Annotated in this window: 11 protein-coding genes; 9 read left to right on the forward strand and 2 right to left on the reverse strand. The window is 59.2% G+C overall.

The features are described 5' to 3' along the window. Window positions 1–14 precede the first annotated feature (14 nt). Entirely contained in the window at window positions 15–1,247 is a 1,233-nt protein-coding gene (locus tag J4D97_RS14915) for an NAD(P)/FAD-dependent oxidoreductase (protein ID WP_208308231.1), read from the reverse strand. Between the two features lie 195 nt (window positions 1,248–1,442). On the opposite strand from J4D97_RS14915, the gene fabG reads away from it, so the two are divergent. The 4 genes from fabG to J4D97_RS14935 all read left to right on the forward strand — a co-directional run bounded on the left by fabG (window position 1,443) and on the right by J4D97_RS14935 (window position 6,419). Continuing rightward, complete coding sequence (gene fabG / locus J4D97_RS14920) at window positions 1,443–2,192, forward strand: 3-oxoacyl-[acyl-carrier-protein] reductase (protein ID WP_185280875.1); 750 nt, start codon at window positions 1,443–1,445, stop codon at window positions 2,190–2,192. Between the two features lie 210 nt (window positions 2,193–2,402). Next, window positions 2,403–4,538 (forward strand): alpha-L-arabinofuranosidase C-terminal domain-containing protein, encoded by a 2,136-nt coding sequence (locus tag J4D97_RS14925; RefSeq protein ID WP_208308232.1) that lies wholly within the window; start codon window positions 2,403–2,405, stop codon window positions 4,536–4,538. 302 nt (window positions 4,539–4,840) lie between these two features. Continuing rightward, window positions 4,841–5,083 (forward strand): winged helix-turn-helix domain-containing protein, encoded by a 243-nt coding sequence (locus J4D97_RS14930; protein WP_279592442.1) that lies wholly within the window; start codon window positions 4,841–4,843, stop codon window positions 5,081–5,083. 160 nt (window positions 5,084–5,243) lie between these two features. Then, window positions 5,244–6,419 (forward strand): MFS transporter, encoded by a 1,176-nt coding sequence (locus tag J4D97_RS14935; RefSeq protein ID WP_208308234.1) that lies wholly within the window; start codon window positions 5,244–5,246, stop codon window positions 6,417–6,419. Between the two features lie 58 nt (window positions 6,420–6,477). Here J4D97_RS14935 and J4D97_RS14940 read toward each other — a convergent pair whose 3' ends face one another. Next, window positions 6,478–7,734, reverse strand: a complete 1,257-nt coding sequence (locus J4D97_RS14940; RefSeq protein ID WP_208308235.1) for an energy transducer TonB — start codon at window positions 7,732–7,734, stop codon at window positions 6,478–6,480. Window positions 7,735–7,913: 179 nt separating this feature from the next. Here J4D97_RS14940 and J4D97_RS14945 point away from each other — a divergent pair, with 179 nt between their 5' ends. From J4D97_RS14945 to J4D97_RS14965, 5 genes are all read left to right on the forward strand, one after another. Then, window positions 7,914–9,992, forward strand: coding sequence for a VWA domain-containing protein (locus tag J4D97_RS14945; RefSeq protein WP_243900332.1), 2,079 nt, complete (start codon window positions 7,914–7,916; stop codon window positions 9,990–9,992). Between the two features lie 89 nt (window positions 9,993–10,081). After that, window positions 10,082–10,516 carry a hypothetical protein gene (locus tag J4D97_RS14950; protein WP_208308236.1) on the forward strand — a complete coding sequence of 145 codons (435 nt, stop codon included), beginning with the start codon at window positions 10,082–10,084 and terminating at the stop codon, window positions 10,514–10,516. 57 nt (window positions 10,517–10,573) lie between these two features. Then, the gene (locus J4D97_RS14955) at window positions 10,574–11,398 is read left to right on the forward strand and encodes a pseudouridine synthase (protein ID WP_208308237.1); all 825 of its coding nucleotides are present in this window, start codon (window positions 10,574–10,576) and stop codon (window positions 11,396–11,398) included. Between the two features lie 47 nt (window positions 11,399–11,445). After that, window positions 11,446–12,339, forward strand: a complete 894-nt coding sequence (locus tag J4D97_RS14960; RefSeq protein ID WP_208308238.1) for an alpha/beta hydrolase — start codon at window positions 11,446–11,448, stop codon at window positions 12,337–12,339. 237 nt (window positions 12,340–12,576) lie between these two features. Then, on the forward strand, window positions 12,577–14,847 hold the full coding sequence (locus J4D97_RS14965; RefSeq protein ID WP_208308239.1) for a GH92 family glycosyl hydrolase: 2,271 nt from the start codon (window positions 12,577–12,579) through the stop codon (window positions 14,845–14,847). Window positions 14,848–15,005: the final 158 nt, after the last annotated feature.

Below are 15,005 nucleotides of genomic sequence, written 5' to 3' on the forward strand. Positions count from 1 at the left end.
TGCAGTTCGGAAAGTTAGCGGCCAAACATCATCTTTAGATAAAAACCGGGCCGCCGGAGTTGCTCGCGCAGGTCCAGGTCCAGGAACATGTTGGTGAGGGTTTGGGCTAGGGTAGGGTTGCGCACGGCACGGTTGGCCACAAAGTTGAACAGCCAGGGGTAAGCCAGCAGCCGCTGCATGGCACGGCTCAAACGTAGCTCCTGCCACAGGCGATTGTACACAGCGGCATCGTAGCCTTTCAGAAAATCGGCGGTGAAGTTCTGGGTCTGCACGGCACGGGCAGCCCAGTCGGCCGCGTGCCTACCCGACACCATGGCGTGGCTGATGCCCTCGCCCGTGAACGGGTCGATGAGGGAGCCCGCGTCGCCGAGCAGCAGGTAGCCAGCTCCCGACAAGGAGCGCCGTTTGGAGCCCAGTGGCAGGCCCATGCCGCGCACCGGACCCAGCCGTTGGGCCTGGGCAAAGCGGTTTTTGAAGCTGGGGTGGGTAGTCAGGATTTCGTCGAGGCGGGCGCGCAGATTGATTTTCTTGGCCGAAACTTTATCGGTGCGCATCCCTACCCCCACGTTGGCCTGGCCGTTGGGTAGGGGAAAAATCCAGAGGTAGCCGGGTAAGAATTCTTTCAGAAAGTGCAGTTCGATGAAGCCGTGCGGGTGCATACCCGTCACCCCTTCATAATAGGTGCGCAGCCCCGCCGAGTGATGCGCGGGCTCCAGCACGTGTCCGCCAATTTGCCGGGCCTGCGCCGACTGCGCGCCGTTGGCAATCAGCAGCAGCCGCGGGGTAGCCACCAGTGTGCCATCGGCCGCGAAAAGCTGCCATCGGCCATCGGGTAGGCGCTCGTGGCGAGCTACGTCTACGCCCTCCCGAAAGTCAATTTCGGGTCTTTGGCGCACTTGCTCTATCAGCAGGTTATCGAAGTCGAGGCGTTTGGCCACGTGGCCGGGCGCAGGCTCAGCGGTGGGGTTGTAGTTCGCCCGGAAGGGCACTTCCACGGGCCGGCCATTGGGCGCAAAAAAGCTGATGCCCCAGCAGGGCACCTGCTCAGCCGAGGCAGCCAGCCGTGCGGGTAGGTTGGCATCAATCCGGCGCAACTCGTTGATGACCTTGCCGCTGAGCGCGTCGCCGCAGGTTTTGTCGCGCGGGAAGGTGGCGCGGTCGAGTAGCAGGCAGGGCTGGCCGGCGTTGGCGAGATGCAGGGCGGCTGTGGCCCCGCCCGGACCAGCGCCGAGGATGCAAATGTCCATTTTTTATTAGCTGTTAGCCATTAGCTGCTAGCCGATAGCTTCTCCATTTAAACCGCAAGCTACGAGATGCAAGCTATACGCATCGTTCAGATGGTTTACAGCTTCAATTTTGCACCCTATTCGTCAAAGCTCGTAGCTTGCAGCTTAAACATAAAAGCTATCGGCTAGCAGCTAATGGCTAACAGCTCAAACTAAATGACAAAACTGCTCGACGGAAAAGTGGCCCTCATCACGGGCGCTTCCAAAGGAATAGGCCGTGCGTTGGCCGTATATTTTGCCCAGCAGGGCGCGCAAGTGGCCTTCACCTACCTTTCTAGCGTAGAAAAAGGCCAGCAGCTGGAACAAGAACTGGCCGAGTTCGGCACCAAAGTGAAAGGCTTCCGCTCCGACGCTTCCATCTTCGCCGAGGCTGAAAAGCTGGTAGACGATGTGGTAGCGGAGTTCGGCAAGCTGGATATTCTGGTGAACAACGCCGGCATCACGCAGGACGGCCTACTCATGCGCATGAGCGAGCAACAGTGGGACCAGGTGCTGGCCGTGAACCTAAAATCGGTGTTCAACCTCACCAAAGCCGCCACCAAACCCATGATGCGCGCCAAGGCCGGCAGCATTATTAATATGTCGTCGGTGGTGGGCGTGAAGGGTAACGCGGGCCAAGCCAACTACGCGGCCTCTAAGGCTGGTATTATTGGCTTCACGAAGTCGGTGGCGTTGGAGTTGGGCTCGCGCAATATTCGCTGCAACGCCATTGCACCTGGCTTTATCGAAACCGAAATGACCGGTGCGTTGGACCAAAAGCAGGTAGACGAGTGGCGTAAAGCCATTCCGCTGCGCCGCGGCGGCACGCCCGAGGATGTGGCTAAAGCCACGGCTTTCCTGGCGTCGGACGATTCTTCGTACATCACCGGCCAAGTGCTGCAAGTGGATGGCGGCATGCTGACCTAACGTTACTTACTGCACTGAATAGCGCCAGCCCGCTCCGCCAAGATACGCTTGGTGAAGCGGGCTGGCTTCGTTTTAACTTGTTTTCTGAGCAAGTGAACACTTGAGCAAGAAGCATCCACGCGGAAGTATAAACGCAGAAAATGAGGCAACTACAAAAGGAAATACGCATCTTTTTGACGTCATTATTCTCGTCTTACTCACTTCCTGCCCATGAAAAACCCCACTACCCAGACTACACTTGTGCAAGCAAGTTTTGGTGCGCTGCTGCTCACTGGACTGCTGTTCTCTCCCGCGCAGGCTCAAAAGCCTACCCTCACGCTGGACTTATCGAAGTCGGGCGCCGCGGTCAGCCCTATGCTGTATGGCCTGATGACAGAGGAAATCAACCACTCTTATGACGGCGGCCTGTATGCCGAGTTGATTCGCAACCGCACGTTCAAAGACGACCCTACCACCCCCGAGGGGTGGAGCTTAGTGCATGATAAGGCTGGTTCCAAGGCCAGCATCAAGCTGATAGCCGCCACCCAGGACAACGTACCGTACGACGAGCGGCGCCACGCCATCAACGATGCTCTGACCACCTGCCTGCGCCTGACCGTGGAGAAGGCCGACGGCCGGGTAGGCGTGGCTAATGAGGGCTACTGGGGCATTCCCGTGAAACCTACTACCACCTATCAAGCATCATTTTACTTGAAAGGCACGGGTAGCATTCCGCCGCCGCGGCAGCGCCCTGGTCAGCCCGCGTCACCTGCCGGGCCCGTTATTGAAGACAATACGGCTGGCCCCATGCGGGTCACCATTGAGAGCAACGACGGCAAAACGGTATACGCCACAGGCACCGTGAACCTGGAAAAAAGCATCTATTGGAAGAAGTACAACGTCGCCCTGACCACCGGCGCCAACGTGAAGCCCACGAAAGATGCCCGGTTCGTCATTTCCACCGACCGCCCCGGCCTGTACTATTTCAATCTGGTGTCGCTGTTTCCGCCTACCTTCAATAACCGCCCCAACGGCAACCGGCCTGATCTAACGCAGATGATGCTGGATATGAAGCCTGCCTTTCTGCGCTTCCCCGGCGGCAACTACCTAGAAGGGCCGCTGCTAACGGATGCGTTTCCCTGGAAAACCACGCTGGGGCCGCTGGAAAGTCGGCCCGGCCACCGGGGCTCTTGGGGCTACCGTGCCTCCGATGGCATGGGGCTGATGGAGTTCCTGCTGTGGTGCGAGGAAATTAAGGCCGAGCCCTTGCTGGGCGTGTATGCGGGCTACTCGCTGCAAGGCGACCATGTGGATGCCGGGCCGCTCTTGAAACCATACGTAGAGGATGCGCTAGATGAGATTGAGTACGTAATGGGCGACGTGACTACCTACTGGGGCGCCAAGCGCGCCGCCGACGGCCACCCCGCCCCATTTAAGCTGCGCTACGTGGAAATCGGCAACGAGGACTGGTTTGACCGGAGCAACAGCTACGACGGTCGTTTCAACCAGTTTCGCACCGCCATTGAGCAGAAATATCCGCAGCTGCACTGCATTTCCACTATTGCTGACGCGCAATTTCCCAGTCAGAAAGTGACCACCGGCAAAGCACCGGAGCTGCTGGATGAGCACTACTACCGCAATGCCTGGGACATGTGGCAGAACGCCGCCCAGTACGATGCCTATGACCGCAACGGCCCCAAAATCTTTGTTGGAGAATGGGCCACGCGCGAGGGCGTGCCCACCACCAACCTAAACGCCGCTCTGGGCGACGCCGCTTGGATGACCGGCATGGAGCGCAACGCCGACCTGGTAGTAATGTCGTGCTACGCGCCGCTGTTTGTGAATGTGAATACGGCCACCGCCACCGCCAAAAAAGCCTGGCAGTGGGATTCGGACCTCATTGGCTATGATGCGCTGAACAGCTACGGGTCGCCTTCCTACTATGTGCAGAAGATGTTCAGCGAGTATTTAGGCAATCAGATTGTGCCGACCACTGCCGCCAACATCCCTATGCGCCCCCGCCCCATGACTCGCCGCGACAGCACCGAGGGTAGGACCCCGAAGCCCGTACCCAGCCTGTTCTACGCCGCTACCAAGGACGATAAAACCGGCGCCGTTTATCTGAAGCTCGTCAACACGCTGGGCACCAAGCAGCCTATCGACATCAACCTGCAAGGCGTTACGAAGCTGGAGCCCAGCGCCACCATGGTGGTGCTGAAAGGCAACAAACCAGAGGATACGAACAGCATCACGGAGCCCAAAAAAATTGTTCCCGCTACGGCCAAAATCAAACGGGTAGCTCCCCGGTTCACCCGTACCCTCGACCCGTATTCGGTGACGGTATTAGAATTGCAGCCGAGACAGTAGGCATTATCGAAGCAGAAGAATAGCATCGAGCCGCAGTGGCGGGCGTAACCGCCGGCTACTGCGGCTCGATCTGTACATAATACACCACAAAATGCGGGATGTGAAACCGCGAGTACCACTCCCCTACTGGCACCCGGCTTTGTGCCAGGATGCAATACAGAAGCCACCCGTCTGACTACTGCGGGTGCGCGAGTTGCTGCGCCGCACTGCGCCGGCTACCACAACCACGCCGGAGGTGATGCCGCTGGGCCGCTACCAGTTTCGGCCGCTACCAGTTTCAGCCGCTACGGCAGGAACTGTGGCTGGACGGCGCTTGTACGGCTCGCCTTTCCGCCCGCGAAAACGGGTTGCTTTTGCTCTTGGTCCAGCATCGCAACGGCGTGGTGGACCGCCGCACCTGCCTCCGCCGCCTCTGGGGCGACGACAACTTCTTCACTGCCCGCACCATGGACGTGTACGTGTCGCGCCTGCGCAAGCATCTGCGGCAGGATGCGTCGTTGCATATTCTGAATATCCGGGGGGTAGGGTTTAAGCTGATTGAGTAGCCACCCGCTACCCAAGGTGCGGAGGCTATATCTTGCATGTTCGTTGACACGTTGATGCCCGGCTGCACCCCTACCTTTCCAAACAAGTAGATCCAAGCCGGGTTGTACAAGCTTCAACCGGGCGCCGCTCGTCATTTCTTATTGCGCCCCTACTTTCCCTATGACTTCCAAATGTACCCTGATTCCCCTCACACTGGGTGGGTTTGCCATTGGCATGACCGAATTCGTGATGATGGGCATTTTGCCGGATATTGCCCAGGCCATGCACCTGTCCATTCCTACGGCCGGACACTTTATTTCAGCCTACGCGCTGGGCGTGGTAGTAGGGGCGCCGCTGCTGGTGGCCCTTACCGGCAAGCTCCCGCCCCGGCAGATTCTGGCGCTCCTCATGGGCCTATTTGCTTTCGGCAACGCCCTGTCGGTGCTGGTGCCCAACTACGAGCTGATGCTGCTGACCCGCTTTATTTCGGGCCTGCCACACGGAGCGTTTTTCGGGGTAGGCGCGGTGGTAGCGGGGCGCCTGGCCGCACCGGGCAAAGAGGCGCAGGCCGTTTCCATCATGTTTGCGGGCCTGACGGTGGCCAATATTATCGGGGTGCCGATTGGCACGTACCTGGGCCACACCTTCAGCTGGCGTATTCCATTCGTGCTCATTGTGGTGGTAGCCCTGCTCACGGTGCTGAGCGTGCGGCGCTGGATTCCCGACCTACCCGCCAAGGAAACCAACCTACGCCAGGAGTTCCGCGCTTTCACCCGGCTGGAACCATGGTTGATTATCGGCATTACCATTCTGGGCAATGGGGGCTTTTTCGCGTGGTTCAGCTACATTGTGCCGCTGTTCACCGAGGTGGCCGGCTTCAGCCCTAATGCTGTCACGTTTCTGATGGTGCTGGCGGGCGTGGGCATGTCGCTGGGCAACCTGCTGGGCGGCTGGCTCACCGACCGTATCTCACCGCTGCGGGCCACTACCTGGCTGCTGGCCGCCATGACGGGCGCCCTGCTCATCACACCCTTCGCTGCCCACCACCAACTCCCGACCATCCTGATGACCATGCTGACGGGCGCTCTGGCCTTTTCCACAGCGGCCCCCATCCAGATGCTTATGATTCGGGCGGCGAAGGGCTCCGAGATGCTGGCCTCGTCCCTGAGCCAGTCGGGCTTCAATACCGGCAATGCGCTAGGCGCCTACCTGGGCGGCCTACCCATTGCGGCTGGTCTGGGCTACACCTCGCCCGAGTGGGTAGGCGCGGCGCTGGTAGTAGGCGGCATCCTGTGTTGCGTGGCCCTGGTGGTGAGCAGACGGAAGAATGTGCAGGTAGAGTTGGCCGTGCGGTAGGGTTTTCTGCTGTAGCGCAGCATAGGCCGGCCAATTCCAGCCCACACGACGGCGTATTTCACTTTCTGGCCGGCTCGTACGGAAACGGCAGTTCCATCCGTATCTCGTGGTCTTCGCCGGCAGCATTGATGAATCGGGCGGCCCGCATGGCGCGCAGAGCTTCTTCGTCGCAGCCGTGACCCAGGCCGTTCACCACGGCCAAGTCTTTCGGCACGCCATCTTTATCAATGGTAAGCTGCACGGTGACGTGGCCGCTTACGTTTTGCTGCCGGGCCGCTTCGGGGTAGCGCAGGCCGGCGTATAGAGTTTCGTAGCCGCCGACGAGTTCTACACTGGGCCTCTCTTCAGCTTCTTGCCCTTCCTTGAAGTCAACATATAGCTCTGGCGGATTAAGATTACCCGCCGCAGTAGGCGCTTGGTACACAAGACCATGCTGGTGCAAATATTCCTCTAACGGCTCTAAACCAACTTTTGCCCGCCGTTCATTCACCCTTACCTCGTCTTCGATAGGGTAGAGTTTCCCATGTCCTTTCCGGTCGAAGAGTGATTGTGAGCCATACACCTGTTTTTCTCCTTGCTCAGTTTTTAAGCGGTCGATGAGGAGGGCCAGCGCTGACCATGAGAACTCGCCTTGATCAGCGGCAGCAGTGAGCAACGGTAGATACTTCGCGTCGGGATTATGCTGGATCACAAAAAACGCCACGTCCTTTTGATACTCGCCTACCAGTAACTTGCCAGGATAACCGTGTCGGGCAATCAGGCTGTCTACTTGACGGATAGTAAGCAAGTCGAAATAATCTTGCTGACGCATAGCGGCCTCTACCTGCGTGGCATTTGGGCCGAAGTCTCTTTCGGCTTTCTTAGCCAACTTTCTAAGGTTCTGATCCTGAAGCTCTATCTTTTTGAGCAACATCACCAACTGTGGATCAAACGGCGTCTCGTGGCGTTGCTGCTTGGTACGGGCGCGGGCCAAGAGGCGCAGCCAGGCAGCTTGTGTGGTCAACGAAGCGAAGTTTTCTTCGTCCGCAATTGCTTCGGCGGAGAAATAGCCTTTGTCGACAGCTTGTTTCAGCAGTTGCAGCGCCGCTTTGGGTTCCTGGTTGCGGGCGGCGGCTTCGGCGGCGCGGTAGTAGTCGCCGGCCGTGCCGGGCTGGCGCTTTAGGACCTGCTGGTAGGTGGCGCTGGCAGCGGCGTAGTCTTGTTGCGACAGGGCGCGGCGGGCAATAGACAGGGCGTCAGTAGTGGTCTGGGCCTGAATTTCTTGACCACCCAGCACGGCAGCCACGACCAGCACGGCCGCGTAATAGTGTCGCATCGAAAATAGAATAGAAGAGCCCGCTAGCCCGTTAGAGAATACTGCTGTGGCTAAGCTATTGATTTTTCAATGGCTTACCTTCTCCCCGCGCAACTTCCTACCTTCGCCCTACCTCTCACCCCGCGCAACTATCCCCGCTGCTCCGGGGTTCTTAGCATTCCATCTGATATCGTCGCCTTTTGCTGACTACCGCTTATTCTCCCTGGTTTATCCTGCTGTGCCTGGCCGTAGGCGCCGGCTATGCGGCCTTGCTTTACTCGGCGCGGGCGCCGTGGAGCAAGCCCGTCAACTATCTGTTGGCCGCGTTGCGCTTTGTGGTTGTAAGCTTTTTGTGCTTTCTGCTGCTGGGGCCGTTTGTGCGCGCCACCACCAATACCACCGAAGCGCCTACCCTTGTGCTGGCCGTAGATAACTCGCAGTCGGTGGAGCTGTTCACGCCCCCGCCGGTGTTGCAGCAGGCGCGCACGGGCCTCACGCAGTTGGCCGCTACCCTGCGCGGCCGCGGTTTCAACGTGGAAACCCGCATCCTACCCCCCGTCCCGCGCTTACCCCCTACCCCCGATTCGGTGCGCTTCACGGCGGCGGCTACCGACCTAGATGCGCTGCTTGGCGGCGTGCAGGAGGGCTACGAGGGGCGCAACCTGGCCGGTGTGGTGCTACTTTCCGATGGCATCGTGAACCAGGGTAGGGCGCCAGCATACACCACCTACAAATTCCCGATTTACGGCGTGGCTGTAGGAGATACGGTACCCAAAAAAGACCTCAGCCTACCCGCGCTCAACTACAACCGCGTGGCCTTCAGCGGCAACAAATTTCCAATTGAAGCGGAAGTGGCCTACGATGGTTTCGCGGGCGGCACGGCTACTGTGCAGTTGCGCGAGGGCGGCCGCGTGCTGGCGACCAACACCGTACGGCTGCCAGCGAATCAGCGCCGCACCAAAACCACGTTCCTGCTGACGGCGCCCGCCCCCGGCAAGCGTCGCTACGAGGTTGTTATTCAGAAACAAGCCGGTGAGTTTACCTTGCTCAACAACAGCAAGTTTGCTTACGTGGATGTGGTGCGCGGCAAGCTGCGCGTGCTGTTGGCCGCCGCCGCCCCCCACCCCGATCTGAAAGCCCTGCGCGCCGCCATTAGCAGCAACGACAACTACGAGCTGGTGGCCTACCTGCCCGGCATTACGCCCCTGAAATCGCAGGATTACGACGTGGCCATCCTGCACCAACTGCCCAGTCGTCTGGGCGTGGGGCAGGAAGTGCTGAACCTGGTGCGTCAGCAGCGCCTACCCGCCTTGTATATCCTGGGGGCGCAGTCTGATTTCACGGCGTTCAACAACGCCGGCGCGGGCCTGACGGTGCAGCCCCGCGGCCAGCAAACCGACGACGTGACACCCGCGCCCAATCCGGCTTTTGCCCGCTTCACGTTTTCGCAGGATGACTTGCAGCGCTTCGCCGCTTACCCACCCGCACCAGTGCCCTTTGGGGAGGTCCAGTTGAGTGGCGGTGCCGAAGCCGCTTTGTTGCAACAGGTAGGACGCCTGCGCACCACCAAGCCCCTGCTGGTATTTGGCGGCGGCACGCAGACCAAAACGGCTACCCTGCTTACGGAAGGAAGCTGGCAGTGGCGCTTGCAGGAAGCCGTGGAGCACGACGACCGCCCCGAAGCTTACGACCGCCTGGTGGTGCGCACGCTTCAGCTGCTCACCCAAAACGCCAACAAGAAGCGCCTCGACGTGTATCCTACCCAGGACGATTTCACGACCCGCGACGACGTGACGTTTGGCGTAGAGACGTACAACGCCATCTTCGAACGCATTTATAATCAGAAGATTACCCTCACGCTCACCAACGAACAGAACCAGCCGCGTACGTTCACCTTCAGCAACAGCGAGGACGGTTCGCCGCTCCACCTGGGGCCGCTGCCTGGCGGGCTCTACCGCTACCAGGCCCGCGCTACCCTGGGCGGTCAGCCTCAGCAGGCCAGCGGCGAGCTACTGGTGCAAGAGCAGCAGTTGGAAGCCCTTCAGTCGCGCGCCGACCACAACCTGCTCTACCAGCTCAGCCGTCAGAGTGGGCAGCGCTTGTACTACCCTAATCAGTTTGCGCAGCTCGCCCAGGATATTGAGAAGGCTAATTACAAGCCGGTTATTTATTCGCAGGAAGATTTAAAGGAATTGATTGACCAGAAATGGTTGTTTTTTCTGCTGCTGGCGTTCGTGACGGCCGAATGGGCCATTCGGAAATATTCGGGCGCTATCTAATCTTTTTCGCATCTGCGAGTGGCGCAGCCAAACCAGTCGTTTTTGTCGGCCAGCCGTTCTGTCTTGCTTTTGCCCTACCTACTCTTCCTATGAAATCCCTTTTTCCTGCTCTGCTCCTGATTTCCTGCCTGTCTGCTTGCCAACAAACCCCCGAGGAGCAAGCTCAAGCTCAAGTGAAAGAAGCCGTGCACGCCCACTTCACGCATAAAGAGGACTACCAGCCGGGTGAGTTCCGCTCGCGCCCCTACACGCGCCACGATTCCCTTACGTATCAGGCGCGTATGGCGGTGCTGAATGCGGCGGCTTTGCCCGGTGGCACCGTTCCGCCCCTGGCCCTACCCCCACGCCGCCCCGCCGATACGGTACGCATCGGCACACTGATAGCGCACGCCTACAATACGTCGGGAGGCCACGGCATTGCCCGCCACGATAGCGCCACGTACGTAGTGTACCGCTCGGGCAACATGCACGAGGTAATACCCGAGGGTGTAGTGCAAAGCCGGCTGCGCAAGCTGGGGCGTTAGGCGTAGCGGTGGAGCCTGAAATTTGTCGACCTTTGCAGCGTAATTTATCTTGCTCCCATGCGCTACCTGCTGCTCAACAAGCCCTACGAAGTCCTCACTCAGTTCACCGACGAAAGCGGCCGGGCCACGCTCAAAGACTTTGTGGCCGTACCCAACATCTACCCCGTAGGTCGGCTGGACTATGACTCCGAAGGTTTGGTGCTGCTCACCGATGATAAGCAGTTGCAACACCGCCTGTCGGAGCCGCGCTTTAAGATTCCGAAGACGTATTGGGTGCAGGTAGAGGGCGAGCCGACGGAGGAAGCCCTGGAGCAACTGCGCCGCGGCGTGGACATCAAATCTGGTTTTACGACCCCCGCCGAGGCGGCGCTACTACCTGAGCCGCCCGCGCTGTGGGAACGGAGCAAGCCGGTGCGCTTTCGAGCCAATATTCCCACTAGCTGGCTGCAAATCACGATTTCGCAGGGCATGAACCGGCAGGTGCGTAAGATGACGGCCGCCGTAGGTTTCCCTACCCTGCGCCTAGTACGCGCCCGGCTGGCTGGCATCGACTTGCTGGACCTGGCGCCTGGCCAGTGGCGTGAGCTGACCACCGCCGAAATACAGACGCTCAAGGACCTCACCGACGCCCAAACCGCCGAGGCCGGCACTTCCCGCGCCACCGACAGCCGCAAAAAGGGCGAGTTTTGGCCCGGCGGCATACGCCCCAGCACCAAGCCCAAAAACACAGCCGGCGGCTACAACCGCGGCGGTTTCGGTGGCAAACCGGATGCCCGCTCCAACGACAAAGGCAAACCCTCCGACAAGGGCAGCCGCGGCGCCAGCCGGAAACCCGGCACAAGCCGCCCTACCAGCGGCGGCCGCAATGCTGGCCGGAAATAATGCGCCGGCGGTGGTGGCTGTGGGCATTGCTGCTTGCGCTGCTGGGAATGAACGTCATAGCGTTTTTTCACGCGTGGCGCTTCACGCATTTCGTGGCGCCTACCGGGCCGCGCACGCAAAGCCCGGAACGGGTTTCCACTGCGCAGAAGCTGACGCTGTTGCTTACCGGTGTGCGTAACCCCAAGCCGGTGAACGAGGGCGTGCCGTCTTTCCCCTACCGATCTGTTTTCATTCAGAGCCCCAATGGACGGTTGGCCATGTGGTATAGTCCGGTGGCCGGGCGGCGCGGCACGGTGGCGCTGTTTCATGGCTACACTAGCCACAAATCGAAGCTGGTGACGGAGGCGGCCTACTTTCGTCGGTTGGGCTATGCGGTGTTGCTGGTCGATTTTGCTGGTAATGGCGGCTCTGAGGGTTACCGTACTACCGTTGGCTACCGCGAGGCGTACGATGTGGCGGCTGTGGTGAAGTGGCTGCAACGGCAACCTGCTACCGGCCCGCTTGTGCTGTATGGTCCCAGCATGGGTGCCGTGGCCATTTTGCGGGCTGAAAGTGAGCTGGGCGTTCGGCCGGCGGCCAATATTGTGGAATGCCCGTACGGCAGTATGTTGCAAACCGCCCAAAACCGCTTTGCGGCTATGCATGTACCCAGCTTTCCGATGGCACATTTGCTGGTATTTTGGGGCGGCGTGCAGAATGGTTTCTGGGCCTATGGGCTGAAGGCCACCGACTACGCTCCCCACATCACTACCCCTACCCTTCTGCTATGGGGCGAGCAGGATGCCCGCGTAACACGCGCCGAAACAGACGCCGTTTTCCGTGGGTTGCGCGGGCCGAAGCAGCGGCAGGATTTTGCGCTGGCCGGCCACGAGCCCTACTGGCGGAAACAGCCCGCACTGTGGCAACAAACCGTGGTAGGTTTTCTGGCTACTATTCCGTAAGACTGATTGACTATCTGGAGGGTAGAGACACAACATCGTGTGTCTCCTCGTTGCCGATGTGATTTACTCAGACGGTACTACTCATGGGTCGTTCAACGACGAGCCACAAAATGTTGTGGCTCTACCCCATCAGATTATAAAGCAGCTATCGTGTTCTAACTGTGTCGATTGAAGGACATACCCCACACTGTCAAAGCAGAGTAGGGTAGAAAATCCTGCACCCACCAAGGACACGCTATGCAAAAGAATGCTTTACGCCTCTTCCTGTTTCTACAAATTGGCGCATTTGCCGCGAAAGCGCAGCAGCGAGATTTGGTTGCTTATGTGAATACGTTGCAGGGCACGAATTCCGACTTCCACCTGACCCGCGGCAACACCTACCCTACCACGGCCCTACCCTTCGGAATGCACACCTGGACGCCGCAAACCGGCAAGAACGGCGACGGCTGGAAATACCAATACGCTAAAAAAACCATCCGGGGCTTTCAGCAGGCGCACCAGTGCAGCTCCTGGACCGAGGACTACTGCGTGTTTTCGCTAATGCCGGTGAGCGGCCAGCTAGTGGTAGGGGAAAACGAGCGAGCCACCGGCTTCTCCCACACCGACGAAATTGCGAAGCCACACTATTATAAAGTCACGCTTGCCAACCACGTCACCACCGAAATAGCACCCACCGAGCGCGGTGCTCACCTACGGTTTCGGTTTCCCAGGGCGGCCAGCTACGTGGTGCTCGATGGCTACACGGGCATCAGTGAGCTGAAAATCTGGCCGAAGGAGCGGAAGATAACCGGGTACGTCAGCAACAACAAAAGCAATAAAGACCACTCGTTAAAGAGCTACCTGGAAGTGGTCTTCGACCAACCCTTCACGGCCTACGGCACTTGGGAGAACCGTAAGAACACGGTGCAGGCTGGCCAGCAACAGAGCGCCGGCGAAGGGGTAGGCGTGTATCTGCGCTTCAAGGACGGCGCTACGGTACAGGCCAAGACTGCCTCTTCCTACATCAGCCCCGAGCAGGCCAGCGTGACGCTGCGGGCAGAGTTGGGCAAGTTCAAAAAGCTGGAAGAAACCAAAGCCGCTGCTGCTACTACTTGGAACCGACACTTAGGCCGGATCAAAATGGAGGGCGGCAGTGAAGAAGACAAAGCCACGTTCTACTCCTGCTTTTTCCGGGCCAGCCTGTTTTCGCGGCAGTTTTACGAGTATGACAAAACGGGCAAGCCCTACTATTTCAGCCCCTACGACAGCAAGGTGCACGATGGCTACATGTTCACTGACACGGGCTTTTGGGACACTTTCCGGGCGCAGTTTCCGCTGAATGCCTTGCTCTACCCTACCATGCACGGCCGCTATATGCAGGCCTTGCTGGCGGCACAAGAGCAATGCGGCTGGCTGCCTTCTTGGTCGTTTCCCGGCGAAGCGGGTAGCATGATCGGCAACCACGCCATTTCTTTGCTCACCGATGCCTGGATGAAGGGCATCCGCACCTTTGACCCCGAACAAGCCCTGCGCGCCTACCTGCACGAAGCCACCAACAAAGGCCCCTGGGGACCCGCCAACGGCCGCCACGGCTTCGCGGAGTACTACCAGCTTGGCTACGTGCCCTACCCCAAGTATCGCGAGGCCACGGCCAAAACCCTGGAATACGCCTACGACGATTTCTGCGCGTATCAGCTGGCCAGCGCTATCGGCAACAACTTCTACAAGGATATTTTTGCTCGCCAGATGTACAACTACCGCAACGTATACGACCCGCAAACGGGCTTCATGCGGGGTAGGCAGGCCAACGGCGAGTGGGTAGCGAATTTCAACCCCGTGGAGTGGGGCGGCCCCTTCACCGAGGGCAACGCCTGGCACTGGGAGTGGTCGGTATTTCACGACGTGCAGGGGCTTATCAACCTGCTGGGCGGCAAGCAGAACTTCATTAGCAAGCTCGATTCGGTATTCACGGAGCCCAATACAGTGGCAGTAGGTACCTACGGCGGCATGATTCACGAGATGACGGAAATGGTGATGGCCGACATGGGCCAGTACGCCCACGGCAACCAGCCTATTCAGCACATGCCCTACCTCTACACCTACGGCGGGCAGCCCTGGAAAACCCAGCAACACGTGCGTGAGGTAATGCGCAAGCTCTACAACGCCACCGAAAACGGCTACCCCGGCGACGAGGACCAGGGTCAGACTTCCTCCTGGTACGTGCTCAGCGCCCTAGGCCTCTACAGCGTGTGCCCCGGCACCGACCAGTACGTGGTGGGCAGTCCGGCCTTCCCCAAGGCTACCCTCACGCTGGAAAACGGCCGGCAGTTCGTCATGGAGGCTCAAAACAATACGCAACGCAACGTCTACATCCAATCGGCCACACTCAATGGTCAGCCTTACACGCACCACTGGCTCACGTACGGCGACCTGACCAAAGGCGGCAAGCTGACGTTTCAGATGGCCAACACGCCGGCTCTGACTAGAGGAACGGCCTTGGAGGATGCGCCCTTCTCGTTGTCGAAATAGGGTCACGCGCTAAAGACTGAGCTTCGCATGTACTATAAACGCGTAGCTCCTCTAGCTGCCTACCTGTCACCTAATCCCTACCCCTCAGATTTCGTTAAAGTCAGTCCGTCGGATATCGGCGGCGCGGAATATTGAAAAATGACAATCTGTCACAAAAA

It is taken from the genome of Hymenobacter defluvii (assembly GCF_017589435.1).
GTDB classification, from domain to species: Bacteria; Bacteroidota; Bacteroidia; order Cytophagales; family Hymenobacteraceae; genus Hymenobacter; species Hymenobacter profundi.

Excerpts from the sequence above, each read along its gene's own strand:
- J4D97_RS14915 (WP_208308231.1), bottom strand. The coding sequence starts at position 1,247 with ATGGACATTTGCATCCTCGGCGCTGGTCCGGGCGGGGCCACAGCCGCC.
- fabG (WP_185280875.1), top strand. The coding sequence starts at position 1,443 with ATGACAAAACTGCTCGACGGAAAAGTGGCCCTCATCACGGGCGCTTCC.
- J4D97_RS14925 (WP_208308232.1), top strand. The coding sequence starts at position 2,403 with ATGAAAAACCCCACTACCCAGACTACACTTGTGCAAGCAAGTTTTGGT.
- J4D97_RS14935 (WP_208308234.1), top strand. The coding sequence starts at position 5,244 with ATGACTTCCAAATGTACCCTGATTCCCCTCACACTGGGTGGGTTTGCC.
- J4D97_RS14940 (WP_208308235.1), bottom strand. The coding sequence starts at position 7,734 with ATGCGACACTATTACGCGGCCGTGCTGGTCGTGGCTGCCGTGCTGGGT.
- J4D97_RS14950 (WP_208308236.1), top strand. The coding sequence starts at position 10,082 with ATGAAATCCCTTTTTCCTGCTCTGCTCCTGATTTCCTGCCTGTCTGCT.
- J4D97_RS14955 (WP_208308237.1), top strand. The coding sequence starts at position 10,574 with ATGCGCTACCTGCTGCTCAACAAGCCCTACGAAGTCCTCACTCAGTTC.
- J4D97_RS14960 (WP_208308238.1), top strand. The coding sequence starts at position 11,446 with ATGAACGTCATAGCGTTTTTTCACGCGTGGCGCTTCACGCATTTCGTG.
- J4D97_RS14965 (WP_208308239.1), top strand. The coding sequence starts at position 12,577 with ATGCAAAAGAATGCTTTACGCCTCTTCCTGTTTCTACAAATTGGCGCA.